Here is a 20,180-nt window from a genome sequence, read left to right as displayed (position 1 = left end):
TTGCAAAAACGCCCTGTTTTTTTATTTTAGAGTTATGAAATTTCAAATATCCAGGGCTACAGATACGGATTTATCGCTGATGCAACGCTTGTTCTATCAGACAGTCACTTCTTATGGGTCTTTGATATTTACCAAAGATGAAATCAAAATCTATTCTCGATTAGCAACCAATAAAGAATATTGGCATAAAAAATTTAGAGAAGATTTTATCTACAATGCCAAGTTAAATGGTGAAATTATAGGTTCTTTTTGTATGGACAAAAAAGGAATTATAGAGTATATTTTTGTGCATATGAATTACCATGGCCAGGGGATAGCTAAGGCTATGTTTAAAACCTTAGAGCAGATTGCCCGACAAGAAAATATTGATACGCTTACCACAGAAATCAGCATATTGACCAAAGGCTTTTTCCAAAAACACGGTTTTGAGATGATCAAAAATTCTGTCAAAGTGGTGGGAGGCGAAGAAGTGGTTACCTACACCGCGGTTAGACATCTCAAAAATTAATACGTAGTACTGCATTGGGGGTGAATCCTAACCCTAATTGTTGAACTTCCTCGACATTTCCATTGTCATTTACTCTGTAATAATTATTGACCACATTTTCCCGACTGGTAGGATTCCACAAGGAGAGACCAGCAGTCGCTTTTATACCCTTAGTCAAATTAAAGACGTAAGTTGCCGAAGCATCCCATCTAAAATAGTCCTGTAGGGTATCGCTATTTGGAGCTTGATAGTTGATGTTTCCGTTTGCCAAAATTTGATTTTCTAATGCAGGTCGTGTCGTTGGTCTTCCGCTATGCCAGTTGATACCTGTAGAAAGTTTTAAATTGTTTACTGAATAAGCTACAGCAAAGTTGATATTATGCCTAATATCAATGTTGTTTGGGAAGTCACGAGGAAAGAGTTGATTAAATGTATAGTCATTTTTGGCATAAGAGTAGCTCAACCATGTGCTCAGGTTTTTAAAACGCTTATTGATCAAAAAATCTACACCTCGGGTAGTATAACTCCCATGATCCGGAACAAATTCAAATTGGTTTTGAAACCCTTGACTTTTTGATAAGATTCCTGATACATTTTTGTAAAAGGTGTCAACATTGATTAGCCAATTATTATGGGTATATGTTATTCCCAAAGAAACCTGCTCACTTTCTATAATTGGGATATCTTCTTCATTTGACAATACCCAATTTCGATTCTCTACGCCCAAAAAGTTATTTTGTGATTCGATAACTTGAGAAGTGACCTGACTCTTTAGTTCCCCTAGTACTTCTACTGTAAAATGATCTAGAAAATTATGAGTAACACTCAATCGGGGTTCCAATAAGGTCCGGTCTAATTTTCCATAATGATTAAGTCGAGCCCCAGCAGTGATATGGGTACTGTTGTTTGGGGAGTTGTAATTAATTTCAGAATACAAACTATTCGTTCTGATCACTTCTTTTGTGAAATCTCTGAAGGTAGGATTGTTTACATCTCTTAAATTTGAAATACCAGTTTCATTAAATTGATACCCACTAAACCAATGTAAATTGGGATGTATTTTGAACGATCCATTTATTTTAACGCCACTTTCTAATACTTCATTCTCTTGCAAAAGCCGTTGATTATTGATAATATCAGAATTAATGGCTTCGAGATTGTAATTGGTACCGTACAAGATGATTTCGGTGTTGAAGGCATCATTCCAATTTCTTTGATAAGACAAACCTCCGGCAGTGTTATTTTGTTTAAGACTGCTTGCTCTGGCTTCATTAACACTATTCACAATAGCATTTTCCTGAAACATAAGATCATTGCGGATAAGTAATGCATTTATTTTGATGAGATCCTTTGGACTGAACTGGTATAACCAACGTAAACTAGTGTCATAAAAAGAGAACTCATCATTGGTATTAGAAATTTCATTGGTATTCTCGACTACTTCCGAATCTTGAAATGACTTGTCAAAAAATTGACGATATGTTGGTGTTTCCAGGACTTCACTAATAGACTTCCGGACAGAGAGTTGAATAGAAGACTTTTTACCCAATCTAAGATCAGTATACCCATCAATACTGGTCATATTTATACCAAAACTTGTGTTGTTTTGTTGAGCTACCTCATTATCTGTACTCATAGCAATAACACTGGATACCCCATCTCCGTAACGTGCACTAGTACCATTTTTGAGTAATTCTACATTTTTGGTTAAGTAGGGATTAAAAGCGGATATTAGCCCAAAGAAGTGTCCGGACTGATACATCTTTATACCATCCCAGAGTATTAGATTTTGATCATTGGTTCCACCTCTCACATTAATGTCAGAAACGGTTTCTTCTGTACTTAAGATACCAGGTAGCGCTTGGATAGTTTGCAAAAGATCTGGCTCGATCAATCCGGGTAGGATTCCAAAATCATCATAATCAATACGTATAGATCCATCGTTTTTTTTACCAATTCCCTTAATTAGATAATCATTCAAAATAATCTCATTTAGGTATTGCACCTCTCGTGTCATCATAATTTCTTTACAGGGCTGCTCAATAAGATCCCTGGCGGGCAATTGAAGTGCGGTATACCCTAGAAACTGAATTTTGATGAGCTGATTGAGATCAGCTAGTTCAATAGAAAAAGTTCCGTTTTGATCCGTGACGGTAGTTTTATTTTGACTTTGAATAGTAGCGTTTGTAATGACCGTATTCTCAAAAGCTGAAATGAGTACCCCACAAACGGAGAACAAACGTGCACTTATAGTGATCGTAGTAGGATCGAGATACGTAAAATTAAGCAGGGTTTGTTTTTGTAAGTAAGTAACAGCTGCTTTTAGGTCAAGATTTTTATTAGGAGCTTCAACCGTAATGTTTTCAAGGTCATTATCAACGTAAGAGAAACTACAACCAAATCGTTTTTGTAATTCGTTTAACACCGAAATTAAAGGTAACGAGTCACCTTCAGACTGTGCAAATGACTGAAAACAATTTAAGAGAAGAATAAAAAGTACAACTGTGATTTTGGTTCTGATCACTGTTTATACAGGGTTACTTGGTTTTCGTTAATTTCATATTTCAAACCCATTGGTATCGTAATAGACTCCAATGCCATTTGAATATTTGAATGTACAAAATTACCAGTAAAAAGTAAGTGTTGATCAATGTTTTTTGAAGAGATGACTACATCATATTGTCTTTCGAGCTCTCCTAATACTAAATAATAAGGTTTACTCTTAAAAATGCTTTTATTTTCTATCCAGGAAGGGTTGGTGTCAACGGTATTGATTTTATTAATTTTTTTAGAAAACAATTCAATACCTTTTCCCGGAGGCAATCGGTAGGTCTTTTGCTGGTAAGATACACTGACCAGACCTTCGTAGCAAATCACTTCAAAATACCCTTTTCGTTGCTTAACATTAAACTCTGTTCCTAATACGGTAACCACTCCTAGTGGTGTGAGGACATCGAACTTTTTTCCTTTCGCAACTTTGAAATAGGCTTCACCCTCAAGATGTACTTCTCGATTGTTGTCCCAATCCTTTTTATTGTACACTACTTCTGATAAGGCATTGAGTTGTACCTTGGTTTGATCTGGGAGTTCAATATTTACCTTTTGTCCAGCTAAGGTATTAATCTGAGTATCTTGATTGGCGAAAAACGTATACACTCCTAGACCTAATACAAATACCGCTGCAATTCTAAGCAGAATGCCCAAATAGGATTTATTTTTGGAAACTGTACGTTGCGAAATATGTTGTTGTATTTCGTTTAATTCTTCGGTTACGTCATAAGACGGAGGAAGAATTTTTTTGCTAGTATCAGAAATTTTGATGTAAGAATCATAGGCGTCTAATTTCTTAAACGCCTTTAATTCTTCATCGGTCAGCGCATTATCTAACCATTTTCTAATAAGATCTTTCTCTTTCATAACAAAGTTCCTATATATATAACACCTTAAAGTCGAAAATTCCTACCTTATTTTTCAAATTCCTTCAATTTCTTTTCTTAATTTTTCTAATGCCCCATAAATTCTCTTTTCTACGGCTTTTCTCGAAATGCCTAAAAGCTCTGCAATTTCTTTGTGCTTTTTTCCTTCAACCCTATTTAAAAGAAATGCAACACGCTGAGGTTCTGTAAGGTTCGCAAGGGCTTTTTGATACTTTTGTAAATACTCTTTTTCCTCCAAAATAAATTCTGGAGATTGATTAGTATAATTTTTATGGTCTTCTTGTTGAAACTTTAGTTTTACCTTATCGTGTTTAAGCTGATTTAAGGATAAATTGTTAGCAATTGTGAACAGAAAACTTTTTGCTTTTTGCAGGGGAACTTTTTTACAATTATCCCAAAGTTTAATAAATGCCTCTTGAACCTTGTCTCGGGGGCTGATATGCTCCCCGTACTTATAATAAATAAAATTATGTAGTTCTTGAGCATGTTTCTTGAAAAGTTCGGCAAACAACTTTTCTTCGCAAACATTGTCATAGAGGTTCTTAGACATTACTATATTTTTTGTTAAAATTATAAAAAATACTATTTACCAGTAGGAATTTTCGTGGTTTAATTGTTATTATACAAACAGTTGTTGGAAAAAGAAAAAAATGAAGACAAGGATATTAATTTTCTGTTTGGCGGCGATAATGAGTTTGATGGGATGTCAGGATGAAGAAAGAGAAATTATCGATCCTACCATTGATGACACGATTCCTAGAGATTCTCAATTGGCAAATTTGATTAAGAATGTAGTGACGCATGATGGTTCTTTTGATAATATAGTAGATAAAGGACATTGTTTTAGCATCAAATTGCCTTATAGGGTTTTAAGAAATCAAGAGGAGTTTTTAATAGACGACCTAAATGATTATCAATTGCTGACAGATACTGATAACATACAGATTCAGTTTCCGGTGGTGGTTACCTTATTTAATTATCAAGAAGTCGACATCGAAAATCAAACCCAGTTAGATGCATTGTCAAATGCTTGTGTGGAAAATGATCCGGATATCGAGTGTATTGATTTTACCTATCCAATTCGAATATCCACCTTTGATAGTCGTACGAACCGGTTAGAAACTTTAGATCTATTTCATGATTCAGAAATGTTTGAATTTATGGATCAGACGGACGAGACAGTTTCGATGAGTATTAATTACCCCATAGATTTGTTACTACACAACGGCCAAAGTTCGCAAGCACAACATAACACCGCTTTGTTGAATGCTATTCTCGAGGTAGCAACCTCCTGTGATGAGAACGATTTGTAAATCAGTAAAATAAGTAGAAAAGCCGCTATTGTAGCGGCTTTTTTTGTTTAACATTTTTGATTAAAACGTTAAACAAAAAGTTAAATAAATGCTAAAACCCCAATACCAGGGTTAGAGTTTTTAGGATTGAGTTGTTTAATCATCAAACAATAAATTTAAACACCATGAAAATGAAAAATTTCCTCAAAACAGTTTTGATAGCATTTTTAACCATTACTGTTTTTTCGTGTTCGGATGATGATGATACTACCTTTCCCCCTTCATCCACAACGATTGCCGATTTTGTAGCAGCAAATGCAGATTATAGTTCTTTGCTTGCAGCATTAGAAAAAGCTGAACTAGTACAAACTTTATCCGGAGAAGGAAGTTTTACTGTTTTCGCCCCAAACAATGCGGCATTTGATGCATTGCTAACAAGTCTGGGAGTAACGTTAGATGATCTTTCAAAAGATGATTTAACACCAATCCTATTAAACCATGTATTAGGATCAAGACTTACCTCGACACAATTAACTACCGGATATTCTGATAACCTGGCAGGTTTTAGTACTTATGTAAATACGTCTAATGGAGTGCAAATCAACGGAATCTCTACAGTAACACAAGCTGATATCGAGCAATCCAATGGGGTAATTCATGCTGTAGATGCTGTAATTACATTACCTACGGTAACTACCTTTGCCGTTGCAGATCCTAATTTTGATACATTGCAAGCGGCACTAACGGATCTTACTCCAGATACAGATTATGCAACGGTGTTGAGTACAGCAAACGGAACTGACCCAGCTCCATTCACGGTGTTCGCACCTACAAATGATGCATTCACCGATCTTTTAGCTAGGTTCAATATTGAGATAGCGGATCTTACCGCTGCTCAATTAGAAATCGTACTAAATTATCATGTAATTGCAGGAGCTAATGTTTTGGCAGCAGATCTTCCTGGTATTCCTGATGGAGTAACCCCAGCTACTTTACAAGGAGAAACATTAACGCTAAACCTAGAAGGAGGAGCATTTTTACGTGATAAAACAGGAGTAGATTCTGAAATCATCGCTACAGATGTAAAGGCTACCAACGGTGTGATTCACGCTATTGATAAGGTGCTTTTACCGAACGCCGCACTAGATGCCCTAGGAAGAAGTTTTACCGCCGTAGCCTTTAATGGAGGAGAAGCAAGTGATTTTTCTTCTTTGTACGCCGCTCTTCGTATCACAGGTTTAAATGACGCTTTAGACAGCGCAACCATGCGTACTGTATTCGCTCCTACCAATGCAGCATTCGATGCCTTGTTGGATGGTGCTAGCCTAGAAGATTTACCAGTAGCTACTGTAACACAAATATTATTGAATCATGTGATAGATGGAAAGTTATTATCTACTGATTTGTCTACAAGCTATGCGAATACACTGGCAACTTTTGGGGATACTATGAACAATTTGAGTATCTATATCAATACCAGTAGTGGAGTGGTACTTAATGGAGGTATGGCCAACGGAGGAGCAACAGTAGCAACACCTAATGTAGAAACGCGTAATGGAGTAATCCATGTGGTGGATGCAGTAATAGGGTTACCAACTGTAGTAACATTTGCGGTTGCAGATTCTAATTTCTCTACTTTGGTTTCTGCACTTACGGACCTTACACCAGCAACTGATTTTGTAAGTGTGCTAAGTACAGCAAACGGAACAGATCCAGCACCTTTCACGGTGTTTGCGCCTACTAATGATGCATTTTCTGCGATAACAATCCCAGGAGAATCAGAACTTACTCCAATACTTCAATATCATGTAGTTGCAGGAGCAAATGTTAGAGCAGCAGATTTATCAGATGGTCAAGTAGTTACTACCTTAGAAACAGGAACTTTTACCGTAAATGTTGGTAGTAGTGTAACTATAACTGATGAAAATAGTAGAGTTACCAATGTTGTTGTAACCGATGTTCAGGCAGCAAATGGAGTTATCCATGTTGTAGATCAAGTATTATTACCGATGATGTAATTCAATATATATCCAGGCTCACTCGAGCCTGGATATTTCCTTCACATATTTCACACTTCTTAATTTCTAACTCTTAAAATTAAATTGCTATGAAAAAACTAACCAGTAGGTTATGCATGTCGATCTTTTGCATAATTGTATCGAGTATGTTTGTGGCTTGTCAAAACGATGATGAGGTACAAAATGAACCAGAGCTTATTGAATTCGAAGAATCTAAAATTATCAGTTTTGATGCAATCGAAGAAATGACAAAAACGCTTCTTGATGGTGAATTAACCGTTAAGGACGAAGACAAAACATTTGGAATCAGTAGAGAAAAAAGAGTATATGATTTTTCTGCTGAAGTACTACAAGGTGCAGGATCTGGAACACAGCTTTCGGGAGAACTCTCGTTAAACTTCACTTTTTATCATGCCAGTTTTACCATCGTACGAGGTAATCTAGAATTACCTGATGGCACAAAAGCACGGGCTAGGGGAGCCATTATAAGTGATGGGATTTTCTATATCATTATTGATCCACCAGGTAGAGATTTGATTTTTGGTATCGGTAGAGTACGAGACAACGGAAATGTGGATGGAAGTTTTAAATTCTTTACCCGAGGAGGTTTAGGAAGAGGATTGTGGACAGCAGAATTGCTAGAAACTACCATACCTAATAAAACTATAGTAGAGCTTATCGTTGAAGATGGAAGATTTACCTCTTTGGTCGGAGCGTTACAAGCAGCAGATCTAGTGGAACCGTTATCAGGAGAGGGACCTTTTACCGTTTTTGCTCCTACCGATGAAGCTTTTGAAGCTTTGGAGGAAATCCCACCATTAGAAACGTTAACACAGATTTTACTATATCATGTTGCCAGTGGAAGATTAAATACCGCAGAATTATTAGCTCAAGAGTTGACAGAAACACTACAAGGTGAAAATGTAAAAGTAAGCTTAAATGAGAATAATGAGATTGTTATCAATGATACCGTAAAATTACTCTCTGCAAATATTGGCGGTTCAAATGGTATCATACAAGTTATTGATGCGGTGTTGATCCCGCCTTCTTTTGAAACGCAACAAAGTATTGTAGAAATTGCAGTTGCCACTCCAGAGTTATCTACATTGGTAGGTGCTTTACAGGCTGCAGATTTGGTGGATACATTGAATGGTGATGGCCCTTTTACCGTGTTTGCACCAACAAACGATGCTTTTGCAGCCTTATCCGAAATACCATCTGGAGATGCATTGACCGAAGTGTTATTATATCATGTAGCTTCGGGAAAACTTACGGCAGAAGAATTGATCGAAGGTCAAACAGTGACTACCATACAAGGAGAAGAGGTTACAGTTGCTTTAAATAATAATGGCAAAATAATTCTTAATGGATCGATAGAAGTGCTAATGGCGGATATACAAGCCTCTAATGGAATTGTGCACGTAATTAATGGAGTTTTATTACCTCCAGCAGAATTACAAAGTATTGTAGAGATCGCTGTGGCTACTCCAGAATTATCTACACTGGTGGGTGCGCTACAAGCTGCAGATTTGGTAGATACGCTTAACGGGGAAGGCCCTTTTACGGTGTTCGCACCTACGAATGATGCATTCGCAGCTTTGTCCGAGGTTCCATCTGGAGATGCATTGACCGAAGTGTTATTATATCACGTTGCTTCCGGAAAATTAACTGCAGAAGATCTATTAGCAGGTCAAACGGTAACTACAATTCAAGGAGAAGAAGTAACCATTGCTATGAATGATGATGGTAAAGTAATTTTGAATGATACCATCGAAGTGTTGATGGCAGATATTGAAGCATCTAATGGAATAGTTCATGTAATTAATGGAGTTTTGTTACCCCCCGCAGAACTACAAAGTATCGTAGAGATTGCAATCAGTACCCCTGAGCTTTCTACCCTAGTAGGAGCATTACAGGCAGCAGATTTGGTTGATGCACTTAGCGCAGAAGGACCTTTCACAGTGTTTGCACCAACCAATGCTGCCTTCGATGCATTGAGCGCAATTCCTTCTGGAGACGCACTAAGAGAAGTGTTGCTATATCACGTAGCTTCAGGAAAATTAACTGCAGCTGAACTACTTGCCGGCCAAACGGTAACTACATTGCAAGGAGATGAAGTTACTATCGAGATGGTAAATGGCGAAGTAGTATTAAATGGAAACATAAGAGTAGCCATGGCCAATATTGAGGCATCCAATGGTATTATTCATGTTATTGAGGGAGTTTTGATTCCTTCAGCTCACTAATACGTGTTAATTTAGGTTTAGCCACCTTATAATTAATTTTCCAAAAAAAGCCGTCGAAAGAAATCAATTTATCGATTTCCTTTGGCGGCTTTTTGTATTATTTCTGAAATAGAAAACATTTTGATATAGAATTCTCAAATTATCCAAAATGATTATAATTCTGCATTTCCTTTCTTTTATTAATACACTACAAATGTGTAAATTTGCAGCTATCTATCGATAAAGGTAGTATTGCAAAACAGAGAATTTTATGTTTGATAATTTAAGTGATAAGTTAGATAAGGCCTTACATATTCTTAAAGGTCATGGTCAGATTACAGAAATAAATGTAGCCGAAACCCTAAAAGAAGTAAGAAGAGCCTTAGTTGATGCGGATGTAAACTATAAGATAGCCAAGGATTTTACTGCAAGAGTAAAAGAAAAAGCAATAGGAGAGAACGTATTAAAAAGTCTTAAGCCAGGCCAGTTAATGGTAAAACTGGTAAAAGATGAACTTACGGAATTAATGGGAGGTGACGCTGCAGGGATTAATTTGTCTGACTCGCCATCGATCATTTTAATGTCTGGATTACAAGGGTCGGGTAAGACGACATTCTCTGGAAAACTTGCGAATTATTTAAAAAATAAAAAAACCAAGAAACCTCTTTTGGTCGCCTGTGATGTATACAGACCTGCAGCGATTGATCAGTTGCATGTAGTAGGAGAGCAGATCAATGTTGAAGTGTTTAGTGATAGAGGAAATAACGATCCTGTAGCAATTGCCAAGGCTGGTGTGGCTCACGCAAAAGCAAATGGAAACAATGTTGTAATTATAGATACGGCAGGTCGTTTGGCGGTTGATGAAGCCATGATGAGCGAGATCGAGAATATACATAAAGCTATTTCTCCTAGCGAAACACTGTTTGTGGTAGATTCGATGACTGGTCAGGATGCGGTCAATACTGCGAAAGCATTTAACGATGTTTTGAATTTTGACGGTGTAATTCTTACCAAGTTAGATGGTGATACTCGAGGTGGAGCTGCAATATCTATTAAATCCGTAGTTAATAAACCGATCAAGTTTATAGGTACCGGAGAGAAAATGGAAGCTATTGATGTTTTCTACCCTTCGCGTATGGCAGATCGAATCCTTGGGATGGGAGATGTAGTATCGCTGGTAGAACGTGCGCAAGAGCAGTTTGATGAAGAAGAAGCTAGAAAATTACAGAAGAAAATAGCAAAAAATCAATTCGGTTTTGATGATTTCTTGAAGCAAATCCAGCAAATCAAGAAAATGGGTAATATGAAAGATTTGGTGGGGATGATACCCGGAGCCGGAAAAATGATGAAAAATATGGATATCGATGATGACGCGTTCAAGCATATTGAGGCGATTATTCATTCGATGACTCCTGCAGAACGTGCAAAGCCACAAATTATCAATGCGAGTAGAAAAAAGCGTATAGGTAAGGGATCAGGAACCTCGATTCAACAGGTAAATCAGTTACTAAAGCAGTTTGATCAAATGAGCAAAATGATGAAGATGATGCAAGGTGGCGGTGGCAAACGTATGATGCAGATGATGGGTAAAATGAGATAAATTAAAACACAACATAAACTATTTAAGCACATTATAGGGGGATGGAATTATTAGACGGAAAAAAAGTTAGCAACGATATTAAAGACGAAATTGCTGTCGAGGTTCAAAAAATGAAGGACAGAGGAGAGAAAGTTCCTCATTTGGCGGCGGTATTGGTAGGTAATGACGGTGCAAGTTTAACATATGTAGGCAGTAAAGTAAAAGCTTGCGAACGTGTAGGTTTTGAGTCTACTTTGGTAAAAATGCCGAGTACAACTAGCGAAATTGAGCTGTTGACTAAAATCAAAGAGTTGAATGAGGACGATAATATCGATGGATTTATCGTACAATTACCTCTTCCTCCGCAAATTGATACGCAAAAAGTTTTATTAGCAGTAGACCCTGACAAGGATGTTGATGGTTTTCACCCGATGAACTTTGGTAAAATGGCATTGGATATGTCTACTTTTATTCCTGCAACACCTTTTGGAATCTTGGAATTGTTAGAACGTTATGACGTAGATACCAAAGGAAAGCACACTGTGGTTATCGGTAGAAGTCATATTGTTGGGCGCCCTATGAGTATCTTGATGGGTAGAAAAGGATGGCCAGGAAACTCTACGGTTACCTTAACACATAGTCATACCAAAAATATTACGCAAATTATATCACAAGCAGATATTGTGATCTCTGCTTTAGGAGTTCCTAATTTCTTAAAAGCTGAAATGGTGAAGGATGATGCGGTAATTATAGATGTGGGTATTACCCGTGTTACTGACGAAACTAGACCAAAAGGATATAAGATTGTGGGAGATGTTGATTTTGAGAACGTAAGTAAAAAAGCTTCTCATATTACACCAGTTCCTGGTGGAGTAGGACCTATGACCATAGCAATGTTATTGAAAAACACCTTATTGGCAAGAGAAAGACATCATAATAACAAGAAATAATTGTTGTATAGCTACATAATTATAAACTAGTATATATATAACCAAATAAAAAAATGCTCGTTATCCATGGATAACGAGCATTTTTTTATTGTGATTTCTGTTACAATACTTGCTAGAAGCAAATGAATGTATCAAGTAAACAGAAATAACCAAAAAGTTAGACCTATGTCAGGTCTAACTTTTCGTTACATTTATATTTTGGTGATTTTAATCTTTTTAATTTCTTAGTTTTTATTCCACTCGTCTGCAGAAATATCATCTTGTCCAGCTGTTGCATACCCACCACCGCTAGGTAATAAGTCAAGAGACAAGTTGTAAGAAGGAACGTTAATACCTTTTGAAGTTTTAACTGTTTGGAAATCTAAGATTTGTTCGCTCTTTTCATATAAAGCATTCTTGGTAAAAGTTCCATATTTCTTACCATCGATTACCGTTTCTTTCCATTCTCTACCGTAAGCGATCTTTAAGTAGTACTCACCTTCGGGTACGTTTCTGATAAATTGAGTAGTGTTGCTGTTGATATACGTTACACGTACAAGTTGATCATCACTAGCTGATTTACCCATTTTGTACATTTTAACAACAACTTCTGTGTTTTTACCTACTTTGATTTTTAGGTAGTTATCTAATTTGTAGTCAAACTTCCCTTTGAAGTTGAATGACTTAGGAGTAGCTCCTGATTTATAAGTCTTTTTCTCCCAGCTTGAATATTTATCTTCTCTAGAAACTTCTATACTAGCTGCTTTTGGAGTAGCTGGTTTGCTGCTCGATCCATAAGAAGGTGTAGCTGACTCAATTGGTGTTGAGGCTACATCATCAATACCTTTTGCTGCTCTAGCTCTAGCTGCTTTCAGAGCTGCTTCAGTTTCTTGAGCGTCTTGACGGGCTTTTCTAGCTGCTTCGTCTTTTGCGTATTGAGCTGATTCTGCTTGAGCGATTGCTGCTGCTGCTTCCGCTTCAGCTAATTCTCTAGCTCTTTTTGCTTCCAAAGCTGCTTTTCTAGCTGCCTCTTCTGCTGCTCTTCTTGCTGCTTCTGCCTGAGCGATCGCTGCCGCTGCTGCTGCTTTAGCTGCTTCTCTTTGTGCTGCCGCTTTAGCTGCTGCTGCTTCAGCATCTGCAATACGACTGTCTTCTGTTAAGAATTTGGTAACAACGAATCCGTTGATCTTCTTATACTGAATCGCACTCCATTCTCCATAGTTAGAACTCATTACATATACCTGAGTTCCCTGAGGAATTTCTGCAATAGTATTAAAATTTAGACCTGGACCACTGTGTACAGTCAACTTGTTACCTGTCATCATGTACTGCTCCGCTTGCGAATACGCAGAAGAGAAAGTCATCACCAAAAGTAGAATAAATGTAAAAATAGATTTCATATCTCTTGTTTTAAGTAGATTGGGTTATAATATTTAACTATAAATTAATTTTTTCATCATAATTTCTAAACAAAATGTTAGAATTTACCATCAAAATTCGCTTTTCAAAAAGGGTGCCAAAAATAATTTTAGTCTTATTTCTTCTAGTAACTATCGCATGATAAAAACTAAAATCTCCCACTTTTTAAAGAACTAATTTTATCATTAAGTATTTGTTTTCTAGTATTTTACGAAAGATTTGCTTTAGTAAAACTTCAATATTTATGATTAAAATACTGATAAGAAAACCCTTAAATCAGATTCAAAAGTAAGGTTTTAATATGAAAAACACAACATCTTTTGATTTTATTTCTACAAAAATATCAATTTTTTTTCATTGAATTGTGTTATTCAACGAATATTTTATGTATTACACCGGATTTATTTGATGGTTTAAATCAAGTTTGTCGGTTTTGGTTTTACAAGGGTGTAAGACAACTTTTACTGATGTTTACAAGGTTTTTGGGATGAAATGCTGAGATGTTTTAATTTAACACATTTTAACATTGCTTAATCAAATTGTTTAATGCTTACTCTTAATAAGATGAGGGAACTTGGATTGGAATTTCAATAACCTTGGTATAGATACATTTCTAATATATGGATTATTAGGATTTCTCTTTTCATAATCTTGATGGTAATCTTCTCCTATCCAAAACTTTTGGAAAGGAAGAATTTCGGCAGCAATGTTTCTATTTAGTTTTTTGGCTAATGCAGATTTTTTCTCTTCAGCGATTTTTTTCTGTTCATCATTCTGGTAAAAAATGATAGATCTGTATTGTGATCCGTGATCCGGTCCTTGTCCATTTATTTGAGTAGGGTTTTGGGACCCAAAATAGATGTCTACCAACGTCGCAAATGAAACCACTTCAGGATTGTAATAAATTTCTACAGCTTCTGCATGTCCTGTGCGTCCGGTGTTGCTGGCTGCGTAGGTTGGGTTGTCTGTATGTCCTCCAGAGTAACCTGAGATGGATTCCTTTACTCCATTTACACTTTCATAAATTGCTTCTACACACCAAAAGCATCCGCTGGCAAAATATGCTCTTTCGTAACCATCTACCGCACTGGTTTGTACCGGAGGTAGATTTTTGAGTGACTCTTGCTTAGGATTAACAGATTGGCCATTGCTTTGGCAGCTTGCAAATAAAAAAAGAATACCTATAATAAAGTAGTGTGGGTTTTTCATAATTCATACATATTTAGTACTTGGTTCTTAATAGCTAAGAAAACTTTCAAGATATTTGAGTAAAAGTACATTTTTGCCTAGTGGACATTTCTTAAAATAGGTTTAAAATAAAAATGACTACCCCAAAGGATAGTCATTTTGTCAATGATATATAAAATGAATTAGCCGTTCATTGATATTAAAAACTCGTCGTTGTTTCGAGTTTGTTTGAAACGTTCGTTAATGAATTCCATCGCCTCTACAGGATTCATGTCTGCAAGGTACTTTCTCATGATCCACATACGCTGGATAGTGGCATCATCTAGCAATAAGTCATCTCTTCTTGTACTACTAGAGATTAAATCAATTGCAGGGAATATACGTTTGTTGGCAATACGTCTGTCTAACTGAAGTTCCATGTTACCAGTTCCTTTGAATTCCTCAAAGATTACTTCGTCCATTTTTGAACCTGTTTCGGTAAGAGCGGTTGCAATAATAGAAAGGGATCCTCCTCCTTCGATATTACGGGCAGCACCAAAGAAACGTTTTGGTTTGTGTAGTGCATTTGCATCAACACCACCACTCAATATTTTTCCACTGGCAGGTTGCACAGTGTTGTATGCTCTTGCCAAACGTGTGATAGAATCCAAAAGTATCACTACGTCATGGCCGCATTCTACTAATCGTTTTGCTTTTTCCAAAACAATATTAGCTACTTTTACATGTTCATTCGCTTCTTTGTCAAAAGTAGAAGCAATGACTTCACCTTTTACATTACGTTGCATGTCGGTAACTTCCTCTGGTCTTTCGTCTATAAGAAGAATCATTTGGTATACTTCAGGATGATTTGCAGCAATCGCGTTAGCTACATCCTTTAGTAACATTGTCTTACCAGTTTTTGGTTGTGATACAATCATACCACGTTGCCCTTTTCCGATAGGAGCGAATAGATCCATAATTCTTGTAGAAATAGTACTTTGCTTTTCTGCAAGTTTGAATTTTTCCTGTGGAAATAATGGAGTAAGGTGTTCAAAAGAGACGCGATCTCTTACAACCTGTGGGTCTAAACCGTTAATTTTGTTAACCTTGATAAGTGGGAAATATTTTTCTCCCTCTTTAGGTGGTCTTACTTGTCCTAGTACAGTATCTCCGGTTTTAAGACCAAAAAGTCGTATTTGAGATTGAGATACATAAATATCATCCGGAGATGAAAGGTAATTATAGTCGCTAGATCTTAAGAACCCATAACCATCTTGCATGATATCCAAAACACCTTCACTTTCAATAATAGCATCGAACTCATAATCAGGTTCTTTGTAGCGATTTCTATTATCGCGATTTCCATTATTGTCTCTGTTATTGGTGTTGTTATTGTCTTTTTTGTTTCCTCTACCTTTTTGATTAGACTTATCGGTATTCTTATTTCTATTATCTTTTTTGTCTTCCTTCTTTTGTTGAGGTGTATTCTCTTCTTTTGTTTCTTGTTTAGGCTTGTTGTTTTCTTCAGAAACTTTTGGAGAAGGTGCGGTAGTATTGTTGCTGTTCGCCTGTTCGTTTTTGTTGTCGTTGGTCGCAGTATTTGCTCCCTCTGGCTTTCTCGTTCTTGGTCTTCTTTGACGAGGGTTTGCAGGCTTTTTTGAGTTTTCTCGCCTGTAGGTGCCGAATCTTTGGCTGCAGTTTCTTTTAAGGCATCAGGATTTGCTGCCTGATGATCCAAGATTTGATATACCAGATCTAATTTCTTTAAAGAACGGTATTTGGGTACATTAAGGCTTTTTGCAATTTCCTGCAATTCAGGAAGCTTCTTCGCTTTTAATTCTGAAATTTCTAACATTTAAATGTGTTATATAATTTACGTTTGATATAAATTTTCTTAGGTATAAATTTCTAAAGAAGATTTCTAGGAAAATTTTATTTTGAAGGTAAGTAACCTTGATTGAATGGGTTACAGATTTTGTGCTGCAAGTATACGACTTTATTTTTAATTTTTAAGCCTATTTATAAAAAGAAACTCTTATTTTTGCTTTCCCGTAAGAAAAAGTTGTAATGCTACAAAGAATTCAAACAGTATATCTATTATTAGCGGCCGCAGTATGTGGTGGTGTAAGTATGGTATTTCCTTATGGTTTTGATCAACAAGGAGTAGAATTATTTGTGAAACAACAGCCTCTATTAATAGGTTTGTGTTTTGGATCTGCAGCCTTGTCTTTGGGTAGTATTTTTTTGTTTAAAAATAGAAAGCTTCAATTTGTATTGGGGCGTATCAATATCTTATTAAACTTTATTTTACTAGGAGTATTTGTTTATTGGTCTCTAACTATATCTGGAGAAACTATGATTTCTGAGAAAGGTATTGGGATGCTGATTCCTATTATTTCTATCGTTTTATTAGTGTTGGCGAACAAAGCCATTAAAAAGGATGAAGATCTTGTAAAATCTGTTGATCGATTACGATAAACCTAACATCTTAGTAGTATTAGTGCGTTAAAACCCGGAGTATGCCAACTTCGGGTTTTATTTTTTTCCAAGTTCAATAACTTCAAGGTTTTCTATAGCTCCATCATGAACCGTGAAACGAAGCATTGTTCTTACCTTGTGAAAACCGTGTTTTCCAGCTGCTCCCGGATTCATATGTAACAATCCGTTTTTTGGATCGGGGATTACTTTAAGAATATGCGAGTGACCACAGATAAACAGCTTGGGAGGATTATTTTGGATTTCGGCTCTGGTTTGTGGATTGTATTTTGGAGGGTATCCACCGATATGTGTGATCCAAACAGGGACTCCTTCGCAAACAAAACGCTGATGTAACGGGAAGGTAGCTCTTATTTTGCTATCATCTATGTTACCATGTACTCCCTTTAGTGGGGTCAGTGCTTCAATAGCGTCGGTAACTTTTAGGTCTCCAATGTCGCCAGCATGCCAAACTTCATCAGCTTCTTTTGCATAATGTAAGATTCGCTCATCAATGTAGCTGTGGGTGTCGCTTAATAAAAGAATTTTTTTCAAAATAGTAGAATTAAATAGGGAATCAAGAAGTGCGATAAATCTCTATTTTTAGAGTTATATTTGCTTCTGATTTTATGCAAAAATAAAATACTTTGAGATACTTTTTAGAACTTTCTTATAATGGTGTTCCATATCATGGATGGCAGCGTCAACCGAATGCAATTTCGGTTCAGGAAGTAATTGAAAACGGTTTGTCTACTGTTCTTAGAACTAAGATTGATATTGTTGGAGCAGGAAGAACGGATACAGGAGTTCATGCCAAACAAATTATGGCTCATTTCGATATCGAAAAAGATATAGATTCTGAAGATTTAAAATATAAATTGAATTCTATTTTGCCTCCGGAGATAGCGGTAAGAAACGTACAAGAAGTAGCTGTAAATGCACATGCGAGATTTGATGCAGTAAGTAGATCTTATGAGTATCATCTTACACTGGTAAAGAATCCTTTTATGTTGGATAAATCCTATTATTTTAAAAAGAAACTGGATGTAGATAGCATGAATGAAGCTGCTAAATTACTGTTAAACTATACCAATTTTAAATGCTTTAGTAAGTCCAAAACCGATGTAAAAACGTATAATTGTACCATTACTGAAGCATATTGGAAAAAATATGGTGATGATTTGGTCTTCTCGATTTCAGCAAATCGTTTTCTGCGTAATATGGTAAGAGCGATTGTTGGTACACTTATAGAAATTGGTGAAGGTAAATTAGCAGTTAGTGATTTGATTACCATAATTAAAAGTGAGGATCGTAGTAGAGCAGGGTATTCAGTACCAGCTCATGGATTATACCTTACTAATGTTCAATATCCTGATAATATTTATCAACTAAATGGCAGAAAAGAGCGGTAAAGCATTTGATTTCAGACTTTTTAAACGGTTGATTTCATATACCCAACCCTATCGATTTACATTTTATTTTGTTGCTTTTGCAGCAATTATGCTATCGGTTTTTGGTGTGTTGCGTCCTTATTTATTACAACAAGTAATCGATAAGACTATTATACCCAAAGACGGAGAGTTGTTGATGTACTTCATTTCTTTGATGGTTGGAGTCCTGTTTCTAGAAGTAATCTCCCAATTTTTATTCATCTATTTTGCTAATTGGTTAGGGCAACAAGTAATTCTGGATATTAGAATAAAGTTGTTTCGCCATATGCTGGGTTTCAAGAAACAATACTATGATCAATCTGCTGTTGGGCGTTTGGTAACGAGGGCAGTAAGTGATATTGAAACCATAGCCAGTATATTTAGTCAAGGGTTATTTATGATCATTAGTGATCTTCTCAAAATGTTGGTAATCCTTGGGTATATGTTCTACCAAAGTTGGCAACTTACGCTTTTGGTGTTAGTGATATTACCGCTTATTGTATATGCTACCCGAGTTTTTCAAAAGAAGATGAAAGCCGCTTTTGAAGAAGTAAGAACTCAAGTTTCTAATCTGAATTCTTTTGTGCAGGAACGCATCACGGGGATGAAGATTGTGCAATTGTTTACCCGAGAAGAAACTGAATTTACCAATTTCAAAGAAATCAATGAAAAACACAAAAAAGGCTGGATAAAAACAGTGTGGTATAATTCTATCTTTTTTCCCATTGCCGAAATGTCAAGTTCTGTAACAATAGGACTTATTGTTTGGTTTGGAGGATTAAAAGCAGCGCAGGGAGATGTGATTACTCTGGGTGTAGTAGTAGCGTTTATAGAACTGTCTCAAATGCTATTTAGACCATTACGTCAGATAGCAGATAAGTTCAATACCTTACAAATGGGAATGGTAGCAGCCAACAGAGTTTTTGCCGTATTAGATACTGAGGCTACTATCGAAAATAAGGGGTCGATTACATTGAATAATATTCATGGAGATATAGATTTTGAAAAGGTTCGGTTTAGCTATCTTGAAGGAGAAGAAGTACTTAAAGGTATTTCTCTAAATGTAAAAGCTGGAGAAACGGTGGCGATTGTAGGAGCAACCGGAGCCGGAAAGTCTACCATCATTAATTTGTTAAGCAGGTTTTATGAAATTGATAGTGGTACTATTTCTATCGATAAAACAGATATTAAAACAGTCTCACTACCATCACTTCGTAGTCATATTGCGGTAGTACTTCAGGATGTGTTTTTGTTTGCAGATACCATATTAAATAATATTACACTCAATAATCCAGAAATTACAGAAGAACAGGTGCAGGCTGCAGCCAAAGAGATTGGGATTCATGACTTTATTATGAGTCTTCCCGAAGGGTATCACTATAATGTAAAAGAAAGAGGAGTGATGTTGTCCTCTGGTCAAAGGCAATTAATTTCATTTTTGAGAGCTTATGTAACCAATCCGGGAATTTTAGTGTTGGATGAAGCCACCTCCTCAATCGATTCTCATAGCGAGCAACTAATCCAAGATGCTACTGATAAAATAACAAAAGGAAGGACTTCTATAGTCATCGCACATCGCTTGGCAACAATCAAAAATGCAGACAAAATTATCGTAATGGATCAAGGAACTATTGTAGAAGAAGGTAATCACAATGAACTTTTGAAAATTAGTGATGGATATTATCGCAATTTATACGAGGTGCAGTTTGCCGAAGTGTAATT

15 protein-coding genes and 1 pseudogene are annotated in these 20,180 nt (G+C 36.3%); 9 read left to right on the top strand and 7 right to left on the bottom strand.

The window, feature by feature from the left end:
• Positions 1 to 34: 34 nt before the first annotated feature.
• Positions 35 to 508 (top strand): GNAT family N-acetyltransferase, encoded by a 474-nt coding sequence (locus AC0L3Q_RS19420; protein WP_473282136.1) that lies wholly within the window; start codon positions 35 to 37, stop codon positions 506 to 508.
• Here the strand turns inward: AC0L3Q_RS19420 and AC0L3Q_RS19415 are convergent.
• Genes AC0L3Q_RS19415 through AC0L3Q_RS19405 form a run of 3 tightly spaced genes read right to left on the bottom strand, consistent with a single transcriptional unit; the run spans position 498 to position 4,474 of the window.
• Positions 498 to 3,011: a TonB-dependent receptor plug domain-containing protein gene (locus AC0L3Q_RS19415; RefSeq protein ID WP_473282134.1), complete on the bottom strand. Its 2,514-nt coding sequence runs from the start codon at positions 3,009 to 3,011 to the stop codon at positions 498 to 500. The genes AC0L3Q_RS19420 and AC0L3Q_RS19415 overlap by 11 nt on opposite strands.
• On the bottom strand, positions 3,008 to 3,904 hold the full coding sequence (locus AC0L3Q_RS19410) for a FecR family protein (RefSeq protein ID WP_473282132.1): 897 nt from the start codon (positions 3,902 to 3,904) through the stop codon (positions 3,008 to 3,010). Before AC0L3Q_RS19410 ends, AC0L3Q_RS19415 begins: the two co-directional genes overlap by 4 nt.
• 54 nt (positions 3,905 to 3,958) lie before the next feature.
• Positions 3,959 to 4,474, bottom strand: a complete 516-nt coding sequence (locus tag AC0L3Q_RS19405) for an RNA polymerase sigma factor (RefSeq protein ID WP_473282130.1) — start codon at positions 4,472 to 4,474, stop codon at positions 3,959 to 3,961.
• A gap of 100 nt (positions 4,475 to 4,574) precedes the next feature.
• Here AC0L3Q_RS19405 and AC0L3Q_RS19400 point away from each other — a divergent pair, with 100 nt between their 5' ends.
• From AC0L3Q_RS19400 to AC0L3Q_RS19380, 5 genes are all read left to right on the top strand, one after another.
• Entirely contained in the window at positions 4,575 to 5,237 is a 663-nt protein-coding gene (locus AC0L3Q_RS19400) for a hypothetical protein (protein ID WP_473282128.1), read from the top strand.
• A gap of 170 nt (positions 5,238 to 5,407) precedes the next feature.
• A complete protein-coding gene (locus AC0L3Q_RS19395; protein ID WP_473282126.1) occupies positions 5,408 to 7,234 on the top strand; it encodes a fasciclin domain-containing protein in 1,827 nt (608 codons plus the stop codon).
• Positions 7,235 to 7,323: 89 nt separating this feature from the next.
• Positions 7,324 to 9,480, top strand: coding sequence for a fasciclin domain-containing protein (locus AC0L3Q_RS19390; protein WP_473282124.1), 2,157 nt, complete (start codon positions 7,324 to 7,326; stop codon positions 9,478 to 9,480).
• Positions 9,481 to 9,730: 250 nt separating this feature from the next.
• Positions 9,731 to 11,059, top strand: a complete 1,329-nt coding sequence (gene ffh / locus AC0L3Q_RS19385; protein ID WP_473282122.1) for a signal recognition particle protein — start codon at positions 9,731 to 9,733, stop codon at positions 11,057 to 11,059.
• Positions 11,060 to 11,100: 41 nt separating this feature from the next.
• Entirely contained in the window at positions 11,101 to 11,988 is an 888-nt protein-coding gene (locus tag AC0L3Q_RS19380) for a bifunctional 5,10-methylenetetrahydrofolate dehydrogenase/5,10-methenyltetrahydrofolate cyclohydrolase (RefSeq protein ID WP_073316925.1), read from the top strand.
• A gap of 224 nt (positions 11,989 to 12,212) precedes the next feature.
• Here the strand turns inward: AC0L3Q_RS19380 and AC0L3Q_RS19375 are convergent, their stop codons facing one another.
• From AC0L3Q_RS19375 to rho, 3 genes and pseudogenes are all read right to left on the bottom strand, one after another.
• Complete coding sequence (locus tag AC0L3Q_RS19375; protein WP_473282120.1) at positions 12,213 to 13,367, bottom strand: SH3 domain-containing protein; 1,155 nt, start codon at positions 13,365 to 13,367, stop codon at positions 12,213 to 12,215.
• A gap of 562 nt (positions 13,368 to 13,929) precedes the next feature.
• Positions 13,930 to 14,595 (bottom strand): peptide-methionine (S)-S-oxide reductase MsrA, encoded by a 666-nt coding sequence (msrA, locus tag AC0L3Q_RS19370; RefSeq protein WP_473282118.1) that lies wholly within the window; start codon positions 14,593 to 14,595, stop codon positions 13,930 to 13,932.
• A 161-nt stretch (positions 14,596 to 14,756) separates the two neighbouring features.
• Positions 14,757 to 16,408: pseudogene (gene rho, locus AC0L3Q_RS19365) on the bottom strand (transcription termination factor Rho).
• Between the two features lie 212 nt (positions 16,409 to 16,620).
• Here rho and AC0L3Q_RS19360 point away from each other — a divergent pair.
• Entirely contained in the window at positions 16,621 to 17,031 is a 411-nt protein-coding gene (locus AC0L3Q_RS19360) for a DUF4293 domain-containing protein (RefSeq protein WP_473282116.1), read from the top strand.
• A 57-nt stretch (positions 17,032 to 17,088) separates the two neighbouring features.
• Here the strand turns inward: AC0L3Q_RS19360 and AC0L3Q_RS19355 are convergent, their stop codons facing one another.
• A complete protein-coding gene (locus tag AC0L3Q_RS19355; RefSeq protein ID WP_473282114.1) occupies positions 17,089 to 17,583 on the bottom strand; it encodes a metallophosphoesterase family protein in 495 nt (164 codons plus the stop codon).
• A 92-nt stretch (positions 17,584 to 17,675) separates the two neighbouring features.
• On the opposite strand from AC0L3Q_RS19355, the gene truA reads away from it, so the two are divergent.
• Together truA and AC0L3Q_RS19345 are read left to right on the top strand one after the other, a co-directional pair.
• Positions 17,676 to 18,440, top strand: a complete 765-nt coding sequence (truA, locus tag AC0L3Q_RS19350) for a tRNA pseudouridine(38-40) synthase TruA (protein ID WP_473282112.1) — start codon at positions 17,676 to 17,678, stop codon at positions 18,438 to 18,440.
• Positions 18,421 to 20,178 carry an ABC transporter ATP-binding protein gene (locus tag AC0L3Q_RS19345; RefSeq protein WP_473282110.1) on the top strand — a complete coding sequence of 586 codons (1,758 nt, stop codon included), beginning with the start codon at positions 18,421 to 18,423 and terminating at the stop codon, positions 20,176 to 20,178. The genes truA and AC0L3Q_RS19345 overlap by 20 nt, the downstream gene beginning before the upstream one ends.
• The last annotated feature ends 2 nt before the right edge of the window (positions 20,179 to 20,180 follow it).

The sequence above is a fragment of the Aquimarina sp. KJ22-3 genome (assembly GCF_055808215.1).
Note: the sequence above shows the minus strand (reverse complement) of the source record. Positions and strands in the feature narration are given on the sequence as shown.

What these genes read in the sequence shown, in the direction of transcription:
- AC0L3Q_RS19420 (WP_473282136.1), top strand. Translation starts at nt 35, where the DNA reads ATGAAATTTCAAATATCCAGGGCTACAGATACGGATTTATCGCTGATG.
- AC0L3Q_RS19410 (WP_473282132.1), bottom strand. Translation starts at nt 3,904, where the DNA reads ATGAAAGAGAAAGATCTTATTAGAAAATGGTTAGATAATGCGCTGACC.
- AC0L3Q_RS19405 (WP_473282130.1), bottom strand. Translation starts at nt 4,474, where the DNA reads ATGTCTAAGAACCTCTATGACAATGTTTGCGAAGAAAAGTTGTTTGCC.
- AC0L3Q_RS19400 (WP_473282128.1), top strand. Translation starts at nt 4,575, where the DNA reads ATGAAGACAAGGATATTAATTTTCTGTTTGGCGGCGATAATGAGTTTG.
- AC0L3Q_RS19395 (WP_473282126.1), top strand. Translation starts at nt 5,408, where the DNA reads ATGAAAAATTTCCTCAAAACAGTTTTGATAGCATTTTTAACCATTACT.
- AC0L3Q_RS19390 (WP_473282124.1), top strand. Translation starts at nt 7,324, where the DNA reads ATGAAAAAACTAACCAGTAGGTTATGCATGTCGATCTTTTGCATAATT.
- ffh (WP_473282122.1), top strand. Translation starts at nt 9,731, where the DNA reads ATGTTTGATAATTTAAGTGATAAGTTAGATAAGGCCTTACATATTCTT.
- AC0L3Q_RS19380 (WP_073316925.1), top strand. Translation starts at nt 11,101, where the DNA reads ATGGAATTATTAGACGGAAAAAAAGTTAGCAACGATATTAAAGACGAA.
- AC0L3Q_RS19375 (WP_473282120.1), bottom strand. Translation starts at nt 13,367, where the DNA reads ATGAAATCTATTTTTACATTTATTCTACTTTTGGTGATGACTTTCTCT.
- msrA (WP_473282118.1), bottom strand. Translation starts at nt 14,595, where the DNA reads ATGAAAAACCCACACTACTTTATTATAGGTATTCTTTTTTTATTTGCA.
- AC0L3Q_RS19360 (WP_473282116.1), top strand. Translation starts at nt 16,621, where the DNA reads ATGCTACAAAGAATTCAAACAGTATATCTATTATTAGCGGCCGCAGTA.
- AC0L3Q_RS19345 (WP_473282110.1), top strand. Translation starts at nt 18,421, where the DNA reads ATGGCAGAAAAGAGCGGTAAAGCATTTGATTTCAGACTTTTTAAACGG.